The sequence below is a fragment of the Sphingobacterium lactis genome (assembly GCF_011046555.1).
GTDB classification, from domain to species: domain Bacteria; phylum Bacteroidota; class Bacteroidia; order Sphingobacteriales; family Sphingobacteriaceae; genus Sphingobacterium; species Sphingobacterium lactis.
In genome coordinates this window covers 3,319,914-3,345,933 of record NZ_CP049246.1, presented here as the reverse complement: position 1 = coordinate 3,345,933, position 26,020 = coordinate 3,319,914, and the positions used below count along the sequence as shown (strand labels likewise).

The 26,020-nt window shown below is 42.9% G+C and carries 25 protein-coding genes; 10 read left to right on the top strand and 15 right to left on the bottom strand.

Features of this window, described 5'->3' with window-relative positions; translation table 11 throughout:
• Positions 1–362 precede the first annotated feature (362 nt).
• Both G6N79_RS14635 and G6N79_RS14630 read left to right on the top strand, forming a co-directional pair.
• Positions 363–1,238 carry a DUF808 domain-containing protein gene (locus G6N79_RS14635; RefSeq protein ID WP_103905950.1) on the top strand — a complete coding sequence of 292 codons (876 nt, stop codon included), beginning with the start codon at positions 363–365 and terminating at the stop codon, positions 1,236–1,238.
• Positions 1,239–1,334: 96 nt separating this feature from the next.
• Positions 1,335–1,820: a hypothetical protein gene (locus tag G6N79_RS14630; RefSeq protein ID WP_103905949.1), complete on the top strand. Its 486-nt coding sequence runs from the start codon at positions 1,335–1,337 to the stop codon at positions 1,818–1,820.
• 123 nt (positions 1,821–1,943) lie between these two features.
• Here the strand turns inward: G6N79_RS14630 and G6N79_RS14625 are convergent, their stop codons facing one another.
• The 3 genes from G6N79_RS14625 to G6N79_RS14615 form a co-directional block, all read right to left on the bottom strand.
• On the bottom strand, positions 1,944–2,702 hold the full coding sequence (locus G6N79_RS14625; protein WP_103905948.1) for an ankyrin repeat domain-containing protein: 759 nt from the start codon (positions 2,700–2,702) through the stop codon (positions 1,944–1,946).
• Between the two features lie 9 nt (positions 2,703–2,711).
• Positions 2,712–3,164 (bottom strand): GNAT family N-acetyltransferase, encoded by a 453-nt coding sequence (locus tag G6N79_RS14620; protein ID WP_103905947.1) that lies wholly within the window; start codon positions 3,162–3,164, stop codon positions 2,712–2,714.
• Between the two features lie 78 nt (positions 3,165–3,242).
• Positions 3,243–3,965: a metallophosphoesterase family protein gene (locus G6N79_RS14615; protein WP_103905946.1), complete on the bottom strand. Its 723-nt coding sequence runs from the start codon at positions 3,963–3,965 to the stop codon at positions 3,243–3,245.
• A 109-nt stretch (positions 3,966–4,074) separates the two neighbouring features.
• Between G6N79_RS14615 and G6N79_RS14610 the strand changes: the two genes are divergently transcribed.
• The 3 genes from G6N79_RS14610 to G6N79_RS14600 all read left to right on the top strand — a co-directional run bounded on the left by G6N79_RS14610 (position 4,075) and on the right by G6N79_RS14600 (position 7,222).
• On the top strand, positions 4,075–6,078 hold the full coding sequence (locus tag G6N79_RS14610; protein WP_103905945.1) for a BCCT family transporter: 2,004 nt from the start codon (positions 4,075–4,077) through the stop codon (positions 6,076–6,078).
• A 246-nt stretch (positions 6,079–6,324) separates the two neighbouring features.
• Positions 6,325–6,543, top strand: a complete 219-nt coding sequence (locus tag G6N79_RS14605; protein WP_103905944.1) for a hypothetical protein — start codon at positions 6,325–6,327, stop codon at positions 6,541–6,543.
• 169 nt (positions 6,544–6,712) lie between these two features.
• Entirely contained in the window at positions 6,713–7,222 is a 510-nt protein-coding gene (locus tag G6N79_RS14600) for a DUF892 family protein (RefSeq protein WP_160003696.1), read from the top strand.
• A 66-nt stretch (positions 7,223–7,288) separates the two neighbouring features.
• Here G6N79_RS14600 and G6N79_RS14595 read toward each other — a convergent pair whose 3' ends face one another.
• Positions 7,289–7,786: an RNA polymerase sigma factor gene (locus tag G6N79_RS14595; protein WP_103905942.1), complete on the bottom strand. Its 498-nt coding sequence runs from the start codon at positions 7,784–7,786 to the stop codon at positions 7,289–7,291.
• A 754-nt stretch (positions 7,787–8,540) separates the two neighbouring features.
• Between G6N79_RS14595 and G6N79_RS14590 the strand changes: the two genes are divergently transcribed.
• Genes G6N79_RS14590 through G6N79_RS14580 form a run of 3 tightly spaced genes read left to right on the top strand, consistent with a single transcriptional unit; the run spans position 8,541 to position 10,797 of the window.
• The gene (locus G6N79_RS14590; protein ID WP_103905941.1) at positions 8,541–9,617 is read left to right on the top strand and encodes a sensor histidine kinase; all 1,077 of its coding nucleotides are present in this window, start codon (positions 8,541–8,543) and stop codon (positions 9,615–9,617) included.
• 4 nt (positions 9,618–9,621) lie between these two features.
• The gene (locus G6N79_RS14585; RefSeq protein WP_103905940.1) at positions 9,622–10,281 is read left to right on the top strand and encodes a response regulator transcription factor; all 660 of its coding nucleotides are present in this window, start codon (positions 9,622–9,624) and stop codon (positions 10,279–10,281) included.
• A 42-nt stretch (positions 10,282–10,323) separates the two neighbouring features.
• Positions 10,324–10,797 (top strand): CinA family protein, encoded by a 474-nt coding sequence (locus G6N79_RS14580; protein WP_160003694.1) that lies wholly within the window; start codon positions 10,324–10,326, stop codon positions 10,795–10,797.
• Here the strand turns inward: G6N79_RS14580 and G6N79_RS14575 are convergent.
• On the bottom strand, positions 10,794–11,684 hold the full coding sequence (locus G6N79_RS14575; protein WP_200818772.1) for an SDR family oxidoreductase: 891 nt from the start codon (positions 11,682–11,684) through the stop codon (positions 10,794–10,796). The two genes, G6N79_RS14580 and G6N79_RS14575, sit on opposite strands and share 4 nt — an antisense overlap.
• Positions 11,685–11,817: 133 nt before the next feature.
• Here G6N79_RS14575 and G6N79_RS14570 point away from each other — a divergent pair, with 133 nt between their 5' ends.
• Positions 11,818–12,501, top strand: a complete 684-nt coding sequence (locus tag G6N79_RS14570; protein ID WP_234993182.1) for a DUF421 domain-containing protein — start codon at positions 11,818–11,820, stop codon at positions 12,499–12,501.
• Here the strand turns inward: G6N79_RS14570 and G6N79_RS14565 are convergent.
• The 8 genes from G6N79_RS14565 to G6N79_RS14535 form a co-directional block, all read right to left on the bottom strand.
• The gene (locus G6N79_RS14565) at positions 12,498–13,595 is read right to left on the bottom strand and encodes a sensor histidine kinase (RefSeq protein ID WP_103905938.1); all 1,098 of its coding nucleotides are present in this window, start codon (positions 13,593–13,595) and stop codon (positions 12,498–12,500) included. The two genes, G6N79_RS14570 and G6N79_RS14565, sit on opposite strands and share 4 nt — an antisense overlap.
• 533 nt (positions 13,596–14,128) lie before the next feature.
• The gene (locus G6N79_RS14560) at positions 14,129–14,584 is read right to left on the bottom strand and encodes a ferritin-like domain-containing protein (protein ID WP_160003692.1); all 456 of its coding nucleotides are present in this window, start codon (positions 14,582–14,584) and stop codon (positions 14,129–14,131) included.
• A gap of 108 nt (positions 14,585–14,692) precedes the next feature.
• Positions 14,693–15,715, bottom strand: coding sequence for a DNA topoisomerase IB (locus G6N79_RS14555; RefSeq protein ID WP_103905936.1), 1,023 nt, complete (start codon positions 15,713–15,715; stop codon positions 14,693–14,695).
• Positions 15,716–15,732: 17 nt separating this feature from the next.
• Positions 15,733–16,350: a hypothetical protein gene (locus G6N79_RS14550; protein ID WP_103906175.1), complete on the bottom strand. Its 618-nt coding sequence runs from the start codon at positions 16,348–16,350 to the stop codon at positions 15,733–15,735.
• A 154-nt stretch (positions 16,351–16,504) separates the two neighbouring features.
• Positions 16,505–17,812 carry an efflux RND transporter periplasmic adaptor subunit gene (locus tag G6N79_RS14545; protein WP_103906174.1) on the bottom strand — a complete coding sequence of 436 codons (1,308 nt, stop codon included), beginning with the start codon at positions 17,810–17,812 and terminating at the stop codon, positions 16,505–16,507.
• Positions 17,813–17,816: 4 nt separating this feature from the next.
• Positions 17,817–18,050: a hypothetical protein gene (locus G6N79_RS17790; protein WP_478403549.1), complete on the bottom strand. Its 234-nt coding sequence runs from the start codon at positions 18,048–18,050 to the stop codon at positions 17,817–17,819.
• 18 nt (positions 18,051–18,068) lie between these two features.
• On the bottom strand, positions 18,069–22,172 hold the full coding sequence (locus tag G6N79_RS14540) for a CusA/CzcA family heavy metal efflux RND transporter (protein WP_478403548.1): 4,104 nt from the start codon (positions 22,170–22,172) through the stop codon (positions 18,069–18,071).
• A 102-nt stretch (positions 22,173–22,274) separates the two neighbouring features.
• Positions 22,275–22,610 (bottom strand): DUF6660 family protein, encoded by a 336-nt coding sequence (locus G6N79_RS14535; RefSeq protein ID WP_146060602.1) that lies wholly within the window; start codon positions 22,608–22,610, stop codon positions 22,275–22,277.
• A gap of 282 nt (positions 22,611–22,892) precedes the next feature.
• Between G6N79_RS14535 and G6N79_RS14530 the strand changes: the two genes are divergently transcribed.
• The gene (locus G6N79_RS14530) at positions 22,893–24,053 is read left to right on the top strand and encodes an MFS transporter (protein ID WP_234993181.1); all 1,161 of its coding nucleotides are present in this window, start codon (positions 22,893–22,895) and stop codon (positions 24,051–24,053) included.
• A 353-nt stretch (positions 24,054–24,406) separates the two neighbouring features.
• Here G6N79_RS14530 and G6N79_RS14525 read toward each other — a convergent pair whose 3' ends face one another.
• A complete protein-coding gene (locus tag G6N79_RS14525) occupies positions 24,407–25,288 on the bottom strand; it encodes an IS3 family transposase (protein ID WP_103908025.1) in 882 nt (293 codons plus the stop codon).
• 23 nt (positions 25,289–25,311) lie between these two features.
• Positions 25,312–25,845 carry a transposase gene (locus tag G6N79_RS17580; RefSeq protein ID WP_146060690.1) on the bottom strand — a complete coding sequence of 178 codons (534 nt, stop codon included), beginning with the start codon at positions 25,843–25,845 and terminating at the stop codon, positions 25,312–25,314.
• Positions 25,846–26,020: the final 175 nt, after the last annotated feature.

The following is a 26,020-nucleotide window of genomic DNA, read 5'->3' as shown; positions in this document are numbered from 1 at the left end:
ATTAAAGGATTTGTGTAATAATGGTGATACTGAATGATCGTCTTATGGCAAATTGCCGCTAATTTTCCTTCAATAGTCACAAATATAGGAAAAATAAAGAATAATTAAAAATATTAATGAATAGTTTTCTAAAATTGACTATTAATATTCAATTAGCGTTTGTATAACTTAGAACTTGTATATTCATTAAAGTAAAGTGTAAACATATGGATACCTAAACAATCTATATGAAAAACTTGTATTATTGGTATATCATTTGCTTTGACTTGGTGATTTAGGCATTTTCCAATATATCTGGGCTTATTTTTTAGGCAGGAAATGCAAAATCTCACTATTTTTAGCTTAAATTTTTTAAAGACTATATGGCATCAGGAATTTTTGCGGTTTTAGACGATATCGCAGCTTTAATGGACGACGTGGCAGTAGCAAGTAAGATTGCTACCCGCAAGACCGCAGGTATTTTAGGAGATGACTTGGCCGTGAACGCCGAGAAGGCGACCGGATTTTTGGCTTCTCGGGAGATTCCCGTGTTGTGGGCAATCACGAAGGGTTCCTTTATCAATAAACTGATCATCGTTCCACTGGCATTATTGCTGAATGCTTTTTTTCCGGTCATCATCAAATACATCCTATTGGTGGGTGGAGCCTATTTGGCTTATGAAGGTGCCGAGAAGATCATTCACTATATTTTCCATAAACCCAAAAAGGGCGCTGAGGTTATCCAAGAGCAGGCTCTGGAAGGTGAAGCTGCGGAGAAGGCCAAGATTAAATCGGCAGTGACCACAGATTTTATTCTTTCCGTAGAGATTGTAATTATCGCTCTGGGAACTGTATTGGACCGCTCTTTAACAGTTCAGATCTTGACTGTATCCGTTGTGGCTATCTTGGCTACGGTGGGTGTTTACGGCATTGTTGCCTTAATCGTACGCATGGATGATGCAGGTCACAGTTTAATCAAACGATCCAATGATACTGGATTCCGCGCCAAACTGGGACACCTATTGGTAAAACTGTTGCCGATCGTTATCAAGGCACTCGGTTTCATCGGAACCATCGCGCTCTTATTGGTGGCCGGCGGTATCTTTGCGCATAATTTGGATTTCTTCCACCACCTATTGCCACAGGTTCCAGCAATGCTGAAGGAATTCGGTATCGGTGTAGTTGTCGGGCTAGTCGTGTTCCTTTTGGTGGAAGGGGTAAAGCTCGTGTTTGGACTGGGTAAAAAGAAGGCACATTAATTCGTAGCATTTTAATTACACGAGGGGACGCTTGCTTTATTTTTTGCAAATTTGCGTCCTTCAATCCTACCTAAGGTGGGGCATATTTGTTAAACTATGAAAAAGATATTCAATATAATTGCTGTTTTCGGGTTTATTCTAGCTACTGCTTCTTGTAATAAAGATGAATTCAACCGAAGTGAGATCGATAAGAGTGAGCTTGTGGGGAATTGGGTGAAAATTGTGGATTCCATTGATATGGACAGTGTGGATATATCCACCTTGAAACAACTGCAATTTCAGGATGGAGGAACGGTGAAAGTGATCAACGGAAACTTCTGTAATTTCAAGACTGACACCAAGACCGCCGAATCGACCTGTGAGTATTATAATGAAACATCAACGGAAAATTCCGGAAGTTATAAGATGATTAAGTTTGCAGCGTGTGGAGGCGGTATGCAGGTTTCCATTCAGGATTCTTCCATGACCTTAGGGTTCACTTCTGATCCTGCCGGATCAGAAAGGTACCGAAAATTACCTGCTGACATCGATGAACCGGAAATTCCGGAAATACCTACTGATTCAACCGAAACGGAGCAATAGGTATTGCATCCACTGGAATTATTTCGATAAAAGATTATTTAGGAGATAGCGCATCCGCGACTATCTCCTTTTTTTGGTTATATATTTTCGGTCCGGAAAGATTTCTCCTTCCCATCATGCCCATCACTTTCCACATCTATTTTTTAATAGATTGATGATTTCTTTGTTTTTCAAATGCTTGGCTATGGCCATGGGCGTTTTGCCCAAATAGATTTCATCGCCACAATCGAATGTTTCGGGTTTTTCTCGGTTTGCCCCCTTTTCCAAGAGGTACCGCAGGAGGGTGGCATCCTGTTTCTTGATACTGAGAATGATTGCTGTCTGTCCATCACAATCGTTATAGTCCCAATCGGCCTGGTTCATCTGCAGCCTATCGAGTACGTCATAATCAGACCGCTTGACCGCTTCGAAAAACATCCAATATTTACCCCGGATATCACCTATTTCCTGATTGGCGCCCTGCATGAGCAAATATCTTCCACAGGCATAATGAGCATGAAAACCAGCCTTGTTAAAGGCACCGGTTTCTCGGGAAGCACCTTTGTTCAGCAAATCTTTAAGTATGGATAATCTTCCGTATTCTGCGGCATCCACCAGCAATTCATTCTTATTTGCTCCCAGCGTGAATCCATTGGCCAATAGAACGAAATATACCGCTGGGTTTTTCGAGCGAATACTCGCCTCCAATGGGTCAATTTTGTTCTTGGTTTTAAAATTCGGCGGTATGATCTTATTTGCCAATAGTTGGTTGACGGAGAGGGTGTCTCCTGAAAAGATCGCTTCATAAAACGCATCTATTTGCCTCCAATCCTGTGCCTTTGCGGTGAAGTTAAGGAAACTTCCGAGCAATAACATGCCAAATATGATGGATACCTTCTTCATTGATCTAGGTTATAGATGCAGTTTTAACCCCTCATGGCTATCCCGAAAGCCAAGTTTATGATAGAATTGCAATGCTTCGGGGCGTACCTTATCACTGGTCAGTTGAACCAGATGCACTCCGCGTTCCTTGGCTCTTTCAATTGCCCATTTGAACATTCGTTTTCCAAGTCCTTTCTGCTGTTCTTCTTTGGCGATGCGGACGCCTTCGATCTGTGCCCGAATGCCACCGCGGTATGTAAGGTATTGGATAAAGGTAAGTTGCATGCAGCCGATAACTTTACCGTCGGTATTTTCCACAACGATTAGTTCCTGATTGGGATCTGCCGTAATCTTTTTAAATGCCGTGATATATTCTGCCGGTAGGGGCTGACGGAAAGCTTCCCGCATCTGTCCCAATTTATCATCGGCCAACAATTCAATGATACGGTCCAGATCCTTACGCTCCGCAATTCGTATGTTCATATCTAAAAGCTTATTGGTTGCTTTAAATATAAGACCTTTAACGAGAAAAGAAAAGGGGTTCCCCGGAAAGAATAGGAATTATTGTTTCCAGAATTCAGCATAGAAATTTGGTATGGGGCTCTGCTCGATACCATGGATGACAGCTTGTCTATCAAATGGCACCTGGATAATTTCTGACCTAATAGCAGTTTCTGAGATATCCAAAATGGCATAGGACGCCAAGCGGTTATACTCTTTTGACCGACCGACAGATCCTGGGTTGATTACCCAATTTCCGTCCACAGGCCGGATATATGAATAATGGGTATGGCCAACGCAGAGGACATCACACGCCTGCTCTTGGAATATTTCCCTGAGGTTATCCAGGGGTTCATCTGCAAATATATAGCGTTCATTGCTGTTCGGATGGGCATGGACAAGCAAGATGCGCCAGGTCTTTGTGGGGAATTTATAGGTCAGGGTCAGGGAGAAGGGCAATTCGGCGAGGTATGCTTTTTCCTGTTCATCCAGGACGTTTTTGGTATAGTTTATGGCGTCTTCGCGGGCAGCCTGTTCTCTGGCGCTGTGCTTGGTTTTAGGGATCACAGGAAGGTTTCTTCCGACGCGTTCGTCATGATTGCCCAAGATGCAGGGAATCCCCAATTTGCGCACCGAGGCAATGACTTCACGATCCCAAGGGGCAAAGTCTACCAGGTCGCCAAGGCAATAGACCTGCCCGATATTTCTGGATCGGATGTCAGCAAGAATAGCTTCCCATGCTGGGAGGTTTCCGTGGATGTCTGAAACGATGGCAATTTGCATGGTTGAGTCTTTTATCCAAAGTTAGGAAAGATTTAACGAAGGCATTTTTTCTAAAACATTGCATAATTTTACGTGTTAATTAAAATGTCCATCCATAGCTTTTTTATATATGAATTCATCAACCCTGAAAAAGGGAATTTTTATCCCCAGTATTATCTTTATTTCGATCATCTCTTTGGTTTCTGTCTTTTTCCCTTCCATTGCGGAAAATGTCCTCAGTGCGGTCAAGACATTTATTTTTGTCAACCTAAATTGGGTTTACGTATGGGCGGTAACCATATTTGTTATCTTTTTGATCTATCTTATCTTCAGTGATTTCGGGAAGATTCGCCTAGGTGCCAATGATAGCAAACCGGAGTATGGTTTTTTTTCCTGGATGGCGATGTTGTTCGCTGCAGGAATGGGGATAGGCTTGATGTATTTTGGCGTAGCGGAACCGATGCAGCACTTCTCTTCGGAAGTTTTTGCCTCCAAAACGGAGATTAATCGGGCGAAGAATGCCCAATTGTACACCTTTTTCCATTGGGGCATCCATGCATGGGCAATTTATGCCATTGTAGGACTTTCCCTATCGTATTTCGCGTACCGGTATAAATTACCCTTATCCTTGCGCAGTTGCTTCTATCCGTTGCTGAAAGATCGGATCAATGGCAAATGGGGCAATGCAATCGATGTTTTCGCGCTTTGCAGTACGTTCTTCGGTATTACGACAACGTTAGGCTTTGGTGTGGTACAGGTGAATTCAGGGTTGGAAACCCTGGGCATTGTAGGGGGAACAGGATTTGTCTATCAAGTTTTTATCGTTCTTGTTTTGGTCTCCCTTTCCATTCTCTCGGCGGTGACGGGGGTAGATAAAGGGATTAAGATCTTGAGCAATATCAATATTATAGCCGTTGTATGCTTGTTGCTTTTTGTTTTGGTTTTAGGACCTACCGTATACCTCATCGGAAGCTTCACGGAAGGGCTGGGGAATTATGTCAACAATTTCTTTGCGCTCACGTTCGATACCCATGTGTATGAGGAAGAGACGCTGCCGTGGTTCTACGATTGGACCATTCTTTATTGGGCGTGGTGGATTTCCTGGTCGCCTTATGTCGGTCTGTTTATCGCAAAGATTTCCAGAGGGCGAACCATCCGGGAGTTCGTTGCTGCGGTGTTGATCCTGCCTACATTGTTCAATTTTATTTGGATGACCGTTTTTGGTAACAGTGCAATCTGGCTGGACGTCAATGTAGCAGATGGTGTGCTGAGTGGTCTGGCAACAAATCCAGATGCGTTGATGTTCCGTTTTTTGGATTACTTACCCTTATCCCAGATCTCGAGCTTCGTAACGATCTTGATCATTATAATATTCTTTGTTACTTCCGCAGACTCCGGAATCTTTGTCATGAATAATATTGCCACTCAAAGTGCTACGAAATCTCCGAAATGGCAGATTATTTTGTGGGGGGCTTTGCTGGCGATACTTTCCTTATTGCTATTGAATGCCGGTGGTCTGGACGCGTTGCAGAGCATGACGCTGATTACTGCTTTGCCATTTTCGATCATCATGTTATTGTTCATTGTCAGTTTGATCAAGGGGCTGCGCATCGATCGAAGCTATTACCGTCGAGAATTCTCCGCTTCAGCCATACCTTGGTCGGGAGAAATCTGGAAACAGCGCCTGAAACAGATTGTCACCTTCCGTGATAAAGCAACCGTTGATCGGTTCATTGCGACAAACGTCAAGGCAGCATTTGTTGAACTGCAGGCGGAATTTGCTTCGAACGGGATCACGGCCAAAATAAATACCTATCAGCAACCTGAACGTCTGGAGATTGAAGTCGAGCATGATGTGGTCAATAACTTCCTCTACGGTGTAAAGACCTATTCCAAGGTATTGTCGGAGTATATTCTAATGGATGAAAACCTTCCAGATATTGAAAATGAGCGAACCTATTTCCCTAGAGCCTATTTTGGGGACTCCAGGGAAGGTTATGACATTCAGTATTTTACAAAAAATGAATTGATTTCAGATGTATTGAAGCACTACGAACGGTTCTTAGAGGTTGTATCGGAAGATCGAAACAGCATGTTTATCAGTCGGGATGCGAATTTACAAGATGGTGAATAAGGCTCGGTACATATTAAGAAATTATTAAATTTGACGGCACAGTTTCGCTCAATGTTTTATTTTGTTGGGTTAGGTTATAGTTTTTTACTATTACGCTAAATTTTTGAAAATACCATTTGGTTCAATGCACTAGTTTTTGTAACTTGTTGTGAGATAATAGCTTGTATGCGTTTCAGCGTGCAGCATCACATCCAAACTTCATGAGACACGCATCATTAATCACTATAAGTAAAGGAGGACCGTATAATGGAAAGTTTAAAATTTGAAATTTCAGCAGCGACAAAGAATCAGCTCCTTCGAGTAAAAGAAGTATTGAGTGAAACGAACAATATCAGTGAGTGGCAGATTGCACCTTACATTGATGGTTATTTGGTTTCCATTAAAGGAATCAATATTGTTTGCACCAATATCTTGCAATCCATCTCATCGGCAGGCGTTTCCGCTGAGCGTTTGTATGAAGAATAAACGGTATTCTTCATAAATTCGAAAACAACAGCACTGGTGGGAAATCAGTGCTTTTTTATGACCTAAAATCCCGTATAAATACCCTAATTTGAAATATGAAATACGAAGTTGAGGTGTTGTGTGTTCGTAGTAATATGAGCAGAAGGTTATACAGGAAGAAAGGATGAATATGGTTACGAATTGGAGTAACACCGGTAACAACAGGATACACCTTAAACAACTGTTGCAAGAAGAGTTAAAAGAAGTGTACAGTGCTGAAAAGCAGCTTATTCTTGGCATGAAGAAGTTTGCTGAAGAAGCCATCTCACCCCAAATCCAATCGACATTTTTAGGATACGCCGATGATGGAGCATTGCAGATTGAAAAACTGAAGATGGTATTCAGTAACATGGATCTTCCTGCTTTTGGCAAAAAGTGTAAGACTATGGAGGGATTGCTCCTAGAAGCCGAAGATAGGATTGCCAATTTTGCAGGCAATGCAATGCTGGATGCCGCCCTTATTGCGCTGGTCCAGAAAATCAAACATTATGAAATTGCGGCCTATGGAACCATGCATGCGTATGCGCAGATGATGGACATGGATAACGCTGCGGCTCTTTTTAATGAAATATTATGTGCTGAAAAATCCGCGGATCAACAGCTTACAGCTTTAGCATTGAATTTTGCCAATAGAAAATAAGAAAACGTGGTTGTTAATCCTCATTGGTTATTGTTAGTTTCTGTAACCGATGAGGATTAAATGAACCTAATTGCGTGCATAGACATTCAGTTTTTTCTGTAGCACCTTTTTAATGGTATGGATTCTCGTTTTTATAGTCCCTTCTTTAATGGACATCTGTGTTGCAATTTCATGGTATTTAAATCCTTCCAGGTACATGCTGAAGATTTCATAGTTCTCTTTCGATAAAGCTTTCATAGAGTCCTCTATATCCTTCAGTACAAAATTCGTTTCTGCCTTATTATTGGTTGCCGAATTTAGGGATTGCCGATAGGTAATTTCTTTTTCCGCGGTTCGGTGAATGTTTAACCGTCGGTATCGATTCAAGTAAATGTTTTTCATGATTACGTAGAGCCATGAAACTAATTTTGGATGATTAATGAATTTCTCAAAAGATTTCAGGGAACGGATAAAAGTTTCCTGTACTAAATCTTCCTTTTCAACAGGATCAGTGGTGAAGTTGTTGGCAAGCCGTTTTAGGATTACCGTGTTTTCTTCAATGGAGGCGTTTATTTGACTTTTCATTTTAGTGGTTGTTATGTTATATTACAACGCTTTGAGAATGAGTATGTTTCACGTTTAGCAATGAAGGTGTAAAAAGGGGTATTAATACGAAGAGGGGGTATTAATCTTGAAAACTTCGATTTGGGAACATTTCAGGATTTACACATAATCCGCTCTGCCAAAAAACGGCCAATTGAAATAACGACGAATATTATATGAAATTAAATGCTGTCCAGCAAAATGGAAAACCTTTGTGTTTTCCGATATAAAATAAATTGTTTGATTTTATTTTAAATAACATCCTATTGAACAAGGTGTTATAGATTAGTTGTAGATTCACTGTGGAAGGAAAGGAGTATAGAAAACAAATTGAATTCATTTGTTACAGAAAACAGCGGAGGGAAAATAAATTCCAAATTTAACTATTTTGATAAAATTATTTTATAAGTATTCTCTAATAAATGTTCCATGATTTAGCTAAATTTTTCTAGAAACCACTTTTGGAAATATGGGCGTAGTTATAATTAAGCAGGTATTTAACAGTAAAAATTACTTTAAAACTAAATTTTGGCTACAAGGTTTGTGCGGAAAATACCTGAAATAGTTTATTAAATACTGAAATATACACGTTGTACCGAGGAAACATTATTAGAAAGCATAAAAATGACTAATTTTAATAGTTTGGAAAGGATTTTTGGGGAATTTCTACCACGGAGACGATTGGAATTATTTGTACTACTATTATTAGCCATTAGAGCTGGAGGAGCAATTTAAAATGTCGAGTTCAAGAAACGAGTCATTAGAAGAACGGAAGGTGAAAGGACAGTATTCGCTATTTGATGAGGAATCAAGTGGGGATTTTTTATGTTTCGATCTTCTATTCCACGATAGTATTTTTTCTATACTCATTCTCGACAAGTATTATCAGCTTTCAAAGATAAATGGTCGGTTTGAGCAATTTTTTGGTAAGGAAGAGGGGCAGGGCTTAGGGAGCAGCATTTTTGATTTCCTGAGTGATTCGGATAGTAAAAATTTAAAGCAGGTTTTAGCTGACAAGGAGCTGGCCAAGGAAGCACTCATTATACCGTTAACTTTTCAGTTTGATGGACATGATTCCCAACTGGTAGATGCGTATGTCAAGGCGTATGAGAATACGTTCGGTGAGCGGCAATATTGCCTTTTATTGTTTGACAAACATTTTCAACCAGATAATTCTATCCATAGTTTTAAACAAGAAATATTCAAGACCATTGTCGATACACAAGAAAAAGAGCGTATTCGGATCGGGCGGATGTTGCATGATAGTGTTGCACAGCTATTATATGCTATTCGCTTAAAAATGCAGCATGTTCTGGGCGATAGGGAGTATCAATCCGATGACATAAAATCGATGAAGGAACTCCTAAATGAAGCTATTGTACAAGTGAGAAATCTTTCTGTCGACCTAGTGCCTTCCGTACTTCAGGATTTCGGCTTAGTGCAGGCTATTCATGCCATGGCAAACCGCATTTCCACTGCTGATTTTAAAATTGAAGTGAAAGTCCCAGAATTTTGTGAGGATTTTGATAACAATCTCAAATTGGCCGTATTCCGTATTATTCAAGAACTATTAAACAATGCCATTAAACATTCGATGGCGACAACTGTTGCTATAACGGTAATTTGTGAAGATCATACAGTTAACATTTCCGTCACGGACAATGGAAAGGGATTTGGAGAAAGCCTTACCGAACTCCAGAAAAAGGGTACAGGCCTACGTGCTATCAAAAATAGAGTAGATCTATACAACGGCGAAATTAAAATTATGGATAGGGAAATTGGGGCCGGTATTTATACCACATTAACGATTTAATTACATGAGTGAAGTTCATATTTTATTGGTAGAAGACCATTTGGTCGTTCGAAATGGTATGAAATTATTGTTGGAGGCCCAGCCGAATTTTTCCGTGGTGGCGGATGTTAATAATGGTAGTGAAGCACTGGAAATGCTTAAGGATGGACTAAAGCCGGATATTGTCCTTACAGATCTCAATATGAAAGAATTCGATGGCATGTTACTCATCGAACAGGTTAGCTCTGAATTCCCGGACATCAAGGTTATTGTGCTGTCGATGATGGACTGCGAACAACATGTTTCAAAGTCTTTTGAAAACGGGGCAAAAGGTTACTTGGTGAAAAATGTCGCCGCCGATGAGCTCGTCTTCTGCATTAACCATGTGGCCAAGGGAGGACGCTATCTATGTGAGGAACTGAGCATGAACTATGTGCAGAAATCCATCGATAGAAACCATTATACGCCAAATCTATTGGACCCACAAGCGCTTGAACTGACTTCCCGCGAGTTGGAAATCTTAGAATTATTGGGCGAGGGATTGACTAATTTGGAGATTTCGAAGAAACTTTTCCTCAGCAAGCGTACCGTTGAAGGGCACCGCCAGAATCTGATTGACAAAACGGGATCCAAGAACACGCCAGCTTTGATTAAATTTGCTGTCCTCAACGGATTGTTACGGTAATTAGCAGGGAGGTAGGTGATGTGTGAAATCAATCTCGAATTATTGAATGACTTATCTTTACGGATAAAGGAAAATAAGCTTACCCTGGCTTTAGCGGAAAGTATGTCGGCGGGTTATTTTTCTGCAATTTGGAGTATGCAGGTCTATTCGGGTGATTTTTTCAAGGGTAGCATAATTGCTTTCGCCAATGAGGTGAAAGAAGATATTCTTAAAGTGGATAAGGCATTAATCAAGGAATTTTCTGCGGAATCCATACCTGTTACGGAGGCCATGGCCAAAGGCTTGCAATACCTCATTCCCTCAGCTATTCAGCTTGCCATTACCGGATTGGCCTATGGATGTGATGATCCCCAAGAGCGAGCAAAAGTTGGGGATGTTTTCATCAGTATTGGATTTCAGGGCAAACAAACCAGCCGTTCCTTTAGTTATGGCGACGACCTGGCCGCTGACATCTTTATTCAGGCATTCAATAGCTCGCTCGTATTGCTTGCGGATGTCTTGGCCGCATCTGATTAAATGGTAATCCGTCCTCCGGTTGCAGGAATGGTTGCGCCTGAGACATAGGATGCCGCATCGGAAGCTAAGAACACAAATACTGGAGCGATTTCCGCAGGTTGTCCAGGTCGCCCCATCGGTGTATTCTTTCCGAAGTTTTCATGATCGGGTATTGTACTTGGGATAAGCGGAGTCCAAATCGGTCCTGGAGCCACAGCATTTACACGAATCCCTAAACCATCTTCGAGAAATTTCTGCGCCAGATTCGCGGAGAAATTTTGAATGGCCGCCTTGCTTGCCGCATACGGCAAAAGTGTAGGGTTCGGATCATACGCATTAACAGAAGTGGTATTGATAATACTTCCACCTGGACGTATATGCTTCTTTGCATATTTTACCAAATAAAACATCGCACTGAGATTCGTTTCAAAAGTTTTGTTCCATTCCTCAGCGGTAATGTCTTCAATTTCCTGATAGCTCATCTGGTAGGCAGCATTGTTCACAAGGATATCAATCACCTTAAACTCGGACACGGTGGTCTCAATTAAATCTTTACAGACATCTTCCTTACTGATATCACCTTTAAAAAGTAAAGCTTTCTGTCCGGCTTGTTTAACCCATTCTGCAGTATCATATGCATCTTCATTTTCGATTTCATCTAAATAGGATATCACAATATCTGCACCTTCACGGGCCATGGCTATGGCCGTTGCCTTCCCGATTCCAGAGTCGCCCCCTGTAATAATGGCCACTTTTCCCTTCAGGAGTTGACTACCTTTGTAGGTCAGCTCGCCGTGGTCTGGTTTGGGATCCATCAGTTTTGTCTCGCCGGGAGGATCTTGGTCTTGCTTTTTAAATGGTGGGATAGGGTACAGTTTTTTAGGATTTCCGCCAGTGTTAGTTTCCATATTCGTTTATTTATTTCGTGTTACTTTGATGCATTTTTCCAAATCGTAGCAATTCGGACTATTTATTAAACAATTTGCACCCTTAATCGTTCAATTTAAAAGCAAATGGTGCTTCACCTTAAGAATTTTGAATATGGCGTTGACTTTTATCTTTGGAATGTTTTTCGATGGAGAATGGGATTTTCTGCTTGAGATCATTCTTCGTTCCCTCGTTATGTTTCTGTTGATCCTCGTGATGCTACGCATCTCAGGGCGTAGGGGTGTTCGCCAATTGACCTTATTTGAAGTGGCCATTATCTTGGGTCTTGGATCCGCGGCTGGAGACCCTATGTTTCAGGAAGATTTACCTATTGTACATGCCATACTGGTTTTTCTAACCGTAATCTTATTGTACAAGGGCATTACCTGGTTATCCGCTAAATCCGCTTTCGTCAATAAACTTATGGAAGGCGACCCATTGGTTATCGTACGGAATGGCACCTTTGCGGTGACGGAGGATAACGTCGATAATTTTTCTAAGATGGAGTTCTTCGCTGAATTACGGAATGAATCCGTTGAGCATCTCGGGCAGCTGCGGACCGCAGTTTTGGAAATCGATGGTTCCATCAGCATCATTCGCTATGCTCCGAAAGAGCTGCGGTATGGCCTTCCACTTTTCCCTGATGATTATAAAGAAATTCAACTGACCGAACAGGTAACGGGGCATTTTGCATGTATGTTATGTGGTCGGATCGAAACAGTCATTCGACCCAATTTCAAATGTCCAACCTGCGGACGCTGTCGGTGGACCCACGCCATCCGTACTGAATACCATTAATTGGTCGGATAAGGGAAAAACAGGCGCACTTTCGTGCCATTATCCAATTTACTCATGATATTGATGTTTCCGTTGATGCTGTCTAGGATTTTTTTAACGATATATAGTCCATTACCTTTTCCATAATGGTCCTGCGAATTGGAAGCGCGATGGAAATTTAAGAAAATGCTATTGACCTCTTGCGTAGGAATACCGATTCCGTTATCCTTTACATAATAGACAACACCCTTACTGGTCGTTTCGCTATAAATCTCAATCCTTGCCGTGCTATCTTTCGGAGTATACTTAAAAGCATTCCCGATAATATTGGAAAATATGAGATAGATTGCCCCAACGTCTCCCTTTAGTGGTAGAAATTGGCCCATGACCACAGTTTCCGGGGGTTTGTTGTACAAAATGGAAGCCTCATCAATCCATTTCCGGAGAAGGACCTCCATATTGATGGTGTTCTGTGCGATCTCGTATGATTTTGCCTTACTGAGTTGTACCGTTTTGTCAATGATGCTATTCAGGGAAGAAATCGCATCATCAATCAAACCATACCATTTTTTGAGGTTTTCATTTTCCAAATCCTGCATCTGTTGCAGATGGGAGACAGCCAAACGGGCGATGGAAATTGGGTTTTTGGCATCGTGTGCTAAAGTATGCGTAATGATTTCCAATTCATTATTGAAGGATAATTTTAGTTTTTGCTCTTCAATCGTTTTAATGGCGTCCTTTTGTCTGGTGACATCTACAGCAGTATTCAAAATCGCAATAACCTCTTCTTGATCATTGCAAATGGGTTTATATTCAAAATCAAAATACCGCTTGTAGACCAGTGGTCCATCCACGATATGGGCGACGGTATTACTAGCAATATAGGGCGTGCCCGTCTTCCATACGTTCTGCAGGATTCTGACGAATCCCTCTTCTTGGAAGTGTGGAAAAGCAACGGTCAAGGGTTTGCCGATAACGGTCTGATTTGCGCACCATAGGGTCATCATGGCTTGGTTGGCATATATAATACGAAGATCTTCTCCTTGATAAATTGCAGTTGATAAGTGAGATTTATTTAATATGTTGAGAATGAATTCAGCATTATTTTCTGTCATAAATTGTACTTCCTTTTTTTTTGTTGTAATAATCAGTTGGTGTGATTTTGTAGCTAAAAGTTTACACAAACCATGCCACCCTACTGGGTTGAGATGGCGCTTCAGCGTGAATTCTTTTGCTTTTTAGCGCGCTAAGAGCGCCACGTGTTTGGTAATGATGTGTTATAATTCTGTATGAGTGCTGGTTATCCGTTGTGATGTCATGCTGTCATTGTTGGCTAAGGTGCTATCCTAATGAAGAATCTTCACCTTTGGGAGAGATGAAGATTCTTACTGAGGGTTGTAATTAACTTTTAGGAATTGTATGTTTAAAATTTTACCCCTATTAATCTTGCCCTCTTTTTCTATTTGCTCGTATGTTATACACCGCATAGATTAAGAAGAAAACCGCAATGGCGCCAAGAAAAATAGTTAAAAAAACCATGTTAAATTATATATTCCGCTCCATCGATCGCAATAAATAAAAACCAGGTAGGTTCAAATTGGGAGTATCCGCTACCTGGTATATGGATATTGGATTTTTGGAGAAATGTCTATCTGTCCCTTAAACTTTTAATATGGTCGTGCGCAGAAATTTGCGTTGCCATTTGGTCTTGAAGGACATTGGTAAGCTCTGGATAATGTTCAACACTATCATTCAAGAGTTTTCGGTAGGCTTCTTTCCATTCATCTTCCCCTTTCTCACAGTTTTCTAAAACAGCCTGTGAAGTGGAAGGTGCAACGATTGATTTGATGTCCATCCAAATACGGAATAATTTTCCGCTCATACGCGTTCCTTCGTCTGCTTCTGCTCCAAATTGTTCCACAAACGGTCGAAGTTCCGTATTGAACTGTTCCGATTGCTGCCGATATTGATCGAACAAATTTTGTAATTCATGAATGTCATCGCCAGAAACAATTTCAGATGCTTTTTCATAACCGGCAATACGGTCATTGTTGATTTCGATTGCCTGGTTTACAATATCTATTTTCTTTTGTGTATTGTCCATGATGGTGTGATTTTTAATTTTGAACATTCATCGGACTGGATTCGTTGGTACGAATTTGATTTCGGGTATTTTTATTCGGTTATTCGTATTTATACCAAAGACTTGCGATTAATTACCCTTCGTTGCAAGTTGCCTTAATTTTTTTTCTGCAAGTTTTAGTTTCTTTGGTTTGTTTAATCCTTTGTTTCGTTTTATCCAATTTTCTAGGGAACCTTGTACATAAATCTCTCGCAATACGGGGAAGATGTAATGCTTATTGGTTACTGATCTCGAATTACCTAAGTATTTTGCTACTGTTTCTTCAACATCCATAGATCGTTTAATGCGTTCCTTTTCCGTTTTTTCGTTTCCAGATTGAAGCAAGAGAAATAAATATTTTAAAGAGGCATGCCAGGTTCGGAAAGTCTTGCAGGTGATAGCTGTCGAAGCGCATTCTTGGAGGTAACTGTTCAGATCGGCAGCATGTAGCTTTGCCTTTTTATTACCTTGGTTCTCATAAACGAACAGGTGTTTTCCACGACTCTCCATTAGTTCTTCGAGATAATGGATCAATTTTTTGCTTTCCACGATTTTCTCTTGAGGAACTGCTTTCTTACCAATATATTTTATGGTTATTTTCTTATTGTCTTTATGGATGTGTTTTTTCTGGAGGGTCGTCAACCCGTAGGATCCATACACTTTGCTGTATTGTTCATTCCCTACACGTATGGCGGTCTGATCCAGGACGGATAGTGCTATTGCCGAAACTTTACGTTGGTCTAGATTTTCGCGCTTGAGATCTTTCCGGATCTGTTTTCGGATGTCAGGAAGAATTTTTCCGAAATCGGCAAGGTGTTCGAATTTCTCCTTGTTTCTTTTCTCCACCCATGAAGTTGAATAAATATATTGCCGGCGTCCCTTGATGTCAAGGCCGACAGCTTGGAGGTGATCCTTAGGTGAAGCAGAAATCCATACATCTGACCAGATTGGAGGAATAACCAATCCTTTGATTCGTGCTAGGATTTCCTCGGATCGAATCAATTGACCGTTTGAAGAATAGTAGGCAAATCCTCGGCCTTTCTTCATTCGCTTTATCCCCAAGGTTGAATAATCAGCTTCCTTATTGGTAGGTGTTTTTTGCTTTGTGGCCATATGGTCGTATATGCGGATTATTTTTTTTCCTCTTCATCCAAATCCAATAAGCCATGGATCAGGGCTTTCCATTGCGGAAAGGAAGCTCCTAGTTTTGCACCCAAGGCAACGACTATATTCCTGATTTTATCAGCAAGGGAATCCAATTCCAGATTCATTAATTCGTTCCTTCCGAAATAGGAAGCTTCAACTATATTTCCGATCCGTTTAATCTGGAAGGTTGAGCTGGACATGTTATTGAAGAAATGCTTTGTTTCCAGGTCATCTTCCGGATTGGGTAGGGTGGAGGGCCTTAAGCGCATGGTGAGGATCTCTGTGTTATCTTCCCGACTTTCATCGATCTGTTCGACACGTACATAATCATACCCACCCGTACTCCAAAGTCCTGGACCGGGGATATCAATTTGAATATAATCACCTTCTTCTGCGAGGCCTTCCTTTTTTGTTCCCAATGTATCCAATAAGGTAAAAGTAGAAGCCGGTAAACTTGCAATTTCATACCAATAATTAATGCTCAACAATTTAATCCTAGTAGTGGAATAAAAATCCATGGCTTCTTCTTTGGTATTGCATGTTTTGGATTCCGTAATGTCCAACTTTTTACCTTCTTCTTGTTTTGGAATTGCGTGCTTCATGACTGTCTTTTTCTTTATGAACAGATGAACCATAAATTGGTTGAGGGAAAGTCTGTCCATAGGGTTGTATAAAGTGATAACCAGCTTCCAATAAAAACGGCAACCCAGTTTTAAATGGGTTGCCGTTTGTTGTATTTTGGACAGATGAAACAGATTAGTGGCTATGGCCAACGGCCCCACTCATTTTGGCATTGATAAAAAATGCACCCTTGATTACCACCTTCACATTTGGTGATAACTCTTGTACTGGTGTAATTCCCGTATAACCCATGTTGGAAACGCCTTTGATGACCTCAATTTTTTCGAATGTGATGCCATGTTCATGGTCATGCGTCTCTCCTTTGGAATGGTCGTGTTCAGCCTCATTCTCATCGTGGTCATGTCCTTGCTCGTTTTCATGGGCATGCTCATGCTCGCCATTCTCTTCAGCCTTTTTATCGGTTTCAATAAAGATATAATATTTGCCATTTGCTTCGACAATGGCATCATCGGGCACGGCAGGGGTCGTCACATCGCTCATGCTGATGATCCCCGTCGTGTTCATGCCATCGATCAAATCGGTCTTATCTCCGGTAACAACACAATGCACAGCTATGGATTTGCTATCGTTCTCAAAGGAAGCACCCAATTTAGAAATTTTGGCAACATAGGTTTGGTCAGGGTTATTCACGGTTGTAAAGGATATATCCTGTCCGATTTTTAAATGAGGCAAATCCTTTTCAAAAACTTGCAAGTCAAGATGGATCATCGAGTTATCAACGATCTCTACGATCGGCGAAGAAACATCCACATACGACCCCAATTTCAGGAAAACATTGCTGACAACTCCGTTAATGGGACTAACCACAGCGATTACAGATCGTAGATTCCCTGCGCTTATTTTGGCAGCAGAAATGCCCAACACATTGAGCTGTTGAGCCAAGGAGGCTCGTTTTGTTTTCAAGATATTGAGATTGCTACTCGCACTTTGCAGATTCCGTTTGATTCCCGCATTTCCGGCATTCAGCTCCTGTTGTCGCTGGAGTTCTTGTTCCGCCAGCAGAATTTCATTGACCGTGTTGAGGTAGTCTTCTTGCAATTGGATAAACTGCGGATTGACAATGGTTGCTATGACCTGTCCTTTGCGAACCTGATCCCCAAGTTGCACATTTAACGTGCGGATGGAGCCGCCATAGAGCGGGGTAACGTTCGATCGGTTATTATTAGGAACCCGCAGGATACCATTGGCCTTAATTGTTGCGGTCAATGCTTTCTGCTCTATCGAACCAAAGGCAATGCCCACTTCCTTGATCTGTTCTTGGGTAAGCGAAGCTACGGTGGTGGGTTCACTTGCACCATGTTCATGTCCATGTGCTTCTTCTTTTTCGGCAGATTCCTTGCCTTCTTTTGCCCCACATGAGCCTAGGGATACGAGCAGGCCGATTGCCAGGAGGCTAAAATATATAGGTGATTTTATGTTCATGATGTTATTGGTTGATAAGGCCATAAATTGTGATGACGGATTCATTAATCTGTTGGATACTTTTGAGATAATTTAAATGGATGTCGGTGGATGTCTGCAAGGCAAACAAATATTCCACATAGGAAATGTCACCAGCGGAATAGCCGAGCTTGGCTGCCGAAATGATTTCCTTAGCATTCGGCAATGCACTATTTTTGAAATACTGGTATTGCGCTAGATGCTGCTGGTACTGGTTCATTCCGTTCTGTAATTCCTGTTAAAGTTGTGATTTCTGCCAGTTGGCTTCCAACTCCATTGCTTGCCTTTGATAATCCAGGGACTTCATCTTAGCCTTGGTCGAGCCGAAAGTTAAAGGAATTCCAACCCCAATCTCAAACGCGTGGAATCGCTGTCCGCGGCCGTAAAATTTCTCTACACCATTTCTTTCATGTAATCCAATGATGGACGCATTGGTGTATCCGATAGTGAAATCGGGAAGGCCTGTGGATCGTTCTACGGATTTATTCGCCTCTGCTATCCTTGCCTGTTGGTATAGTGCCTGCACTTGGGGATGCTGGTCCAGGTTGACCGTATCAATGGCATCTGTAATCATCAGCGGCTGATAATCCGTCGATGTCACAATGCGAAAGTCAGCTTCTGTTTGCATGACATTACTTAAACTGGCATAAGCGTTGGTTAATAGCACCTGATTCTGTTGATAAAGTAAGCTGATCTCTCCGCGTTTGGCTTCTGCCGTGCTGATATCGACCTTTTTCGTATCGCCAGCATTGTAGCGTACATGTGCTATCCGGATAAAATCCTGATAGATGCTATCCAGCGTATGCAACTCCTTGGCATTGTGTTCGAGGTAATCAATCTGGTAAAAATAGGTCCTGACCAATTGCTTGATCTGATTGATGGACCACAAGCGATCCACTTGCTTTTCCTTGATCTGCTCAGTGACCAAGGCTTTCCTTGATTTGAACAGCGTCGGGAAGGGGATGTTCTGTGCGATGGAAATGGCGTCGTTCTTTTCAAAGCCGTCGTTTTGTCCATATTGGAAATTCAATGCTGTTTTTGGCAATTCCCCACTCGTTTTCAATAAACTTTGCGTCGCCTCCACATACCTTCCTTTGGCCTGTATGTCTTTATTGTTTTTTACGGCCGTTTCAATCGCCTGATCTATTGTTAAGCGCTCCTGCGCATGTGCAAATGATAGGGTGCTGCCGAAAAGTATAAATCCAATTACCCATGTTTTCATTGTTCTGGTTCCTTTAAAATTAAATTTTGTGTTGAAGATGATGTACAACAGCGGTAATACAAATAGGGTAAGGATGGTTGCTGTGACAAGTCCACCAATAACGACGGTTGCCAATGGTTTCTGTACTTCCGCACCGGCACTTGTGCTAATCGCCATTGGTAAAAATCCTAATGAGGCAACTGCTGCAGTCATCAGTACTGGGCGAAGCCGAATCTGTGTTCCTTCTTTCACCCGTTGGATGATATCGGTCATGCCTTCCTTTTCGAGTTGGTTGAATTTGCCGATCAGGACAATGCCATTGAGAACAGCTACGCCGAATAAGGCTATAAACCCTACGCCCGCACTAATGCTGAATGGCATATCACGCAAAAGTAAGGCGAACACCCCACCGATAGCACTCATTGGAATCGCTGTAAAGATCAATGTAGCCTGCTTGAAGGAATGGAAAGTGAAATACAGAAGCAAGAAAATTAAGGCCAGTGAAATAGGTACGGCGATCATTAATCGGGCACTTGCTTTTTGCAGATTTTCAAATTGACCACCATAGGTGAAATAATAGCCAGAAGGCAAGTTCACCTGTTGTTGAAGTTTATCCTGAATCTCTTCAACGACGGACTGCACATCCCGGCCTGATACATTGAAGCCGATGACAATCCTCCTTTTTCCAGCTTCACGGCTGATTTGTGCCGGACCAACAGTAAAGTCAATGGAGGCCACCTGGGATAGGGGTACCTGGATGTTATTCTTTGTCGGAATCAACAAATTGGCTACATTATCCATGTTCTTCCGATGCGTACTATCCAATCGAACGACCAAGTCAAAACGGCGCTCATTTTCATAGACTTTACCGGTGCTTTTTCCGGCAAAAGCGGTGCTGACAATATCATTGACATCTTTAACAGATAACCCATAATTTGCCATTCTGACGCGATCGTAGGTGATATTAATCTGTGGCAATCCGGAAACCTGTTCCACCTGAGGTGCCGTTGCACCTTGGACGGTTTGGATAATGCTATTTACGCGGTTGGCATAATTCGCCAGCGTGTCCATGTTTTCGCCAAATATCTTAACGGCCACATCCTGTCGGATTCCGGTCATCAATTCGTTGAAACGCATTTGAATAGGTTGGTTCTTTTCAAAGAATACACCTGGAATAACCTGCAATTTTTCCATGATGGCTTCGCCGAGTTCAGTATATGAACGGCCGGAGGTCCACTCTTTTTGTGGATGTAGGATCACCATGATGTCGGTTGCTTCAGGGGGCATGGGATCCGTAGGTACTTCCGCAGCACCTGTTTTTCCAACGACCATCTTCACTTCATCAAATCCCTTGATGATCCGTGATGCCTGCATGGATGTTTCCAGACTCTGGCTTAAGGAAGTGCCCGGAGGAAGGATACAATGGAATGCATAATCACCTTCCTGCAGCTGCGGGATAAATTCTCCACCCATCCGGCTGAACAGAAAGATGGAAAATAAAAATAAACCGATCGCGGCCGTTACGATGATGTATTTTAAACGGATGGCTTTATCCAGGATCGGAGCATACCAATCGTGCAATTTATCTACCATTTTGTCACTAAAGGTGCGTTTGTTGTGCGGTTTCTTCGGAAGGAATAAAGCACACATCATCGGAATATAGGTCAACGAGAGAATCAATGCCCCAAGGATGGCAAAACCTACGGTTTTTGCCATGGGGGTGAACATTTTCCCTTCTACACCGACCAAGGTAAGAATAGGGATATAAACGATGAGAATAATGATTTCCCCAAAGGCAGCTTGTGTCCGGATCTTCGACGCGGAATCAAAGACTTCCTGATCCATTTCCTGCTGGCTGAGCTTATGGGTAGTCTTGCGGAGACCCAGGTGATGAAGGGTCGCTTCGACCACAATGACGGCACCATCCACGATCAACCCAAAATCTATGGCCCCCAAGCTCATCAAGTTGGCACTGACACCGAATACATTCATCATGCCTAAGGCAAACAATAAGGATAGGGGAATGGCTGAAGCTACGATCAAGCCTGCTCGTAAATTTCCCAAAAAGAGCACCAAAACAAATATGACGATCAAGGCACCTTCAATAAGGTTCTTTTGAACGGTACTTATGGCACGATCCACCAGATCCGTCCGATCCAGGTAGGCTTCGATCGTCACATCATCAGGTAGGGATGCCTGTATCGTTGGTAGCTTTTCCTTCACCCTTTTGACCACTTCATTGCTGTTTTCGCCTTTCAGCATCATAACAACGCCACCTACAGCATCCACTTCTCCGTTATAAGTCAGCGCACCATAGCGCACCGCGGAACCCAACCGGACATCGGCCACATCCTTCACATAGATCGGCACCATGCCGTCAGTCTTTACGGGGATATTGCCGACATCTTCCAGAGATGTCACTAACCCGATGCCCCGGATGAAATAGGCATTCGGTTTCTTGTCAATATAAGCCCCACCAGTATTCTGGTTGTTGTCTTCCAAAGCGGTAAAGACTTCTGGAATACTGACGCCCATGGACCGTAGCCGTTCCGGATTGATGGCAACCTCATATTGTTTCAATTCACCACCGAAGCTGTTGATCTCGGCAATGCCCGGGGTACCGTAGAGCTGCCGAGCAACAATCCAATCCTGCATTTCGCGCAGGTCCTTGGCATTGTATTTCGATTCACTGCCTTTTTTCGGGTGGATGATGTATTGGTAAACTTCCCCGAGACCGGTACTCACGGGCGCCATTTCCGGTGTCCCGATACCAGGTGGGATGTCTTCCATGGCTTCACCAAGTCGCTCATTGATCAGCTGTCGGGCGAAATAGATATCTATTTCTTCTTTGAACACAACGGTTATGACCGATAGTCCAAAACGGGAAATACTGCGGATTTCCTCTATATCCGGTACATTGGCGATGGACTGTTCTATGGGAAAGGTAACTAAACGTTCCACTTCCTGACCAGCCAAGGTCGGGCAGGAGGTAAAAATCTGAACCTGATTGTTCGTGATGTCAGGGACGGCATCGATTGGTAATTTGGTGGCACTCCAAGTGCCCCAGATAATGAGAACCAGCGTCATTATGCCAATAATGATCTTGTTCTTAATACTGAATCTTATGATTTTATCTAACACAAGTCAACGATTAAATACAACAATGCGAACACCAACTTATCTTAGGATGGTGCAAACTCAAAAAATCCACAAAGCTGTGCTATGCGGGATGAAAAGTGGGCATTATACTTGGGGTGGTTGCCAGATATTGACGTTGTATTTATTGATTAGGGAGTACTCTTTGTCGGATCGGTCGATCGAATAATGGGTTTCGAAAGGTTCAATGATTGGGAAATTGATTTCCTCGGCAGCTGTCAGCGAAATGCCACAACAGGAGCATGTACAGAATGGGGTACAACTGTCCTTGGAGTGATCATGAGAATGCTCTTTTGGCCGGTGGTGTTCTTCGGTATGATCGTGTCCGAAGCAATCCGTTTCGGCAAAATGATCACTGCATGGTATAAATGTCAATACCAGAATGTACAGGGTCAATATCGCCGAGATAACTTTCATTACCATACAAACCTACAAAAGTATTTTTAAAATTAGCCCTTATTTACCTGATATCGAAACTAATTTTAGGAAATTGGACACTATAGTTTCTATCCATAAGCGATAGAAAAACTTTATGAAATTAATCTTGTAACTCCATGATACAATGCTGAAATTTGGGCCTGATTTCTAAGCCGGGCTTGGGTTGCTCTGACCCAACGCATTTGATTTTAAATCAACCGAATTTCTTGGGCATCTCGTTCGAATTCATTATTGAGGCCCATATTTTAATTTATTTTTCGAAAATACATGATTAACAAAAAGTTATTGCCGTTGTTGCTGGGAGGCTTGGGCATTGGGACAACAGAATTTGTCATGATGGGCATGTTGCCGGATATTGCCAAGGATTTAACAATCGATATCCCGACTGCAGGTCATTTGATTTCCAGCTATGCATTGGGTGTTGTGGTGGGAGCACCGTTATTGGTTAGCTTAGGTCGGAAGTTCAGACCAAAGCAAATGTTGATCATGCTCATGATCGCCTTTACGTTATTCAATTTAATTTCAGCAGTGGCCAGTTCATACCATTTACTGCTGATTTCGCGGTTCTTTTCGGGGCTTCCCCATGGAGCATTCTTCGGGATTGGTGCTGTTGTGGCCAGTCGGATTGCCGACGAGGGCAAACAGGCCAGTGCCATTGCGGTCATGTTCGCGGGACTCACCTTGGCGAATCTTGCACTTGTTCCTGTGGGGACATGGGTAGGGCATGAGTTTTCCTGGCGGTACACCTTTGGCATCGTAGGTTTTATCGGTCTGGTCACGATTTTTTCATTGAAATGGCTTTTGCCGAATGTTGAACTTGGAGAACAGGGCGACCTGAAATCCGAAATGGGCATATTCAAGAGCCTACAGGTATGGTTGATCATTATTATCGTTAGTATTGGAACAGGCGGACTGTTTGCCTGGATCAGTTATATCGCGCCTTTAATGACGGAAATATCCAAATTCAAGCCCGATCACATGTCCATGATCATGGTCCTGGTTGGCTTTGGGATGTTTGTCGGGAATATTGTAGGGGCTAAATTGACCGATCGATTTTCCGCTTCCAAGGTTTGTCTCGCCTTATTGATCTCCATGGTTTTGGTGCTAATTGGGATCTATTTCTTATCAGAAAATCAGATCATCTCCCTTATTTTGACATTTTTGGCGGGCGCACTTTCACTCTCCCTAGCATCACCGATTCAATTGTTGATGATCCAAACGGCAAAAAGTGCAGAGATGCTGGGCGCATCCCTGATCCAGGCAGCATTTAATATCGGCAATTCTTTGGGAGCCTTTTTTGGTGGTCTTCCTTTGGTCGCAGGTTTGGGGTATAATTCACCGGTTCTCGTAGGTGCAGCCATGGCCTGTGTAGGTGTTGTCTTTACGCTTGTATTTATTCAAAGGCAACGTAAGGGTATTGTTGAATAATCATTGGATTGGTATAAAAAACGCATTTTTTTTACGGCTATTCATTCTGCCAAGATTTAACAAGGAAAGCAGAAGCGCCCTGTTTAAGGTATTGAACACAGACTGATAGCACGGTAGACTGTGATCACGACCACACTAAGACCTTAGGAGACCTTGTCTGAGGTGCGTCCGAGGTGCGTGCGGGGTTCTACCGAGGTGAGAGCGTGCCTATAGACACGCTCTCACCTCGCTCTCAGTACGCTCTCACCACGCTCTCACCTCGAACAAGGTCTGTCTTGTCCTTATATAGCTATACAAATTATTGGATTAATTCTGAATTGATTATACAGGCAAATTTGGTAATACTATATGTACTATACAAACTCTTTCTGCACTATTGGATATTTTTTCGGTCTCCATCTCTTTCTCAGCGCACCTGACCTCATATGTGCCTGTTCAGGTGTGAGGTAATCACAGCTCGCGTGGGGCCTTAGGTTGTTGTATACCCTGATGTTCTCCCTGATCTTTCTTGTGGTCTCCCTCAGGCCACTCTGTGATGCGTAGAGGTCAAACTCCGCCTTCAGTATGCCGTTCACCCGTTCGGCTATCGCATTCTCATAGGGATCCCCGTTCTCGGTCATGCTGACCCCGATCCCGTTGGTGCGTAGGATATCCACATAGCCTTTGCTACAGTACTGCGAACCCCGATCGGAGTGGTGTATGAGTCCCTTTCCCGGATACTGCCTCTGCTGCAGTGCCATCTGCAGGGCATCGATACATCCCTGTGCCGAGAGGTCGCCCCTGAACGCCCAGCCCACTATCTTTCTGGAATAGGCATCGGTGACCAGGCTCAGATATCCCCAGCGCCGGTTGAGCTGTACATAGGTGATGTCGCTTACCCAGACCTGCTCGGGGCGCTCGACCGCAAGTTCCTTTATCAGGTTTCTGTACTTCTTCATCCAGTGCCGCGAATCGGTGGTGACCGCCTTCCTCTTCCTGACCCTGATCTGTAGGGAATGCTCCCTCATCAGGGCGAAGAGATAGTCGCGGCCGATCCTGATCCCATGTTCCTGCAGGGGGCCGGCGAGCATATGGAGCAGCTTCCGGGTACCGATCCTCTTCTGTTCGCTGCGTATCCGCAGCACGTGCTGCAGGATGATCTCGTCCTTCAGTCCGACATCCTGCACCCGCCACTGGCGGTCATAGTACGCATGCCTTGTTTTGCCAAACAGTCCGCAGATCAAACGGATCCCCATTGCTGGGGATTCCTGTTTGATCTTTACGACCGCTTGGCACCAGACTTTTTTCTGATGTCGATCTTGAGCTGTTCCTCGGCAATATCGATCATGGTATCCAATGCCCTGATCTTCAGGTTTGCATATTCCAGGGCCTTCTTCAGGGCCAGGATCTCTGCCTCTTTGGGGTCTACGGGTTTCTTGTTGGCCATATCATCGGGTTCTGGGGAACTAAGTTCGGTATTTTTCCCCTTATATTCCCTGACCCATCTGGAGACCGTACCGCAGGAGATATCAAAGGTGTTCCCCGCCCGGTAGGCGCTCATCCCGTCCTGGACCGCCCTGATCACTGAACGCTTCAGCTCGGTGGTATACCGCTTTGCCCCAATGGGCTGTCGCCCGAACTTCTTCATCCAGCGGATCAGGCTCACTTCGGAGACACCGTACTGTTCCATCAGGTCCCGGCGGGGGACCCCAAGTTCGATCTGATCCAGCATGTGGAGGATCAAACGCTTGTCGAATGGCTGCTTCTTACTGGTCCGCTCAGCGAACTCAAACTCTCTTTCTATTGTTTCCATACACTTTGTTTTTGTGTATAGCTTTTTTAGGATTGGACAGTCCATGGAATTCAATTCCTGTGGGAAATGTACCCGGCCAGTAGAATGTGTCATTTCGTACGTAGACCCCTAGATATATTCAGATTGTGGATTTGCATTATTTCCCTTATTTTACGTTATTCGTATCAATAGCACG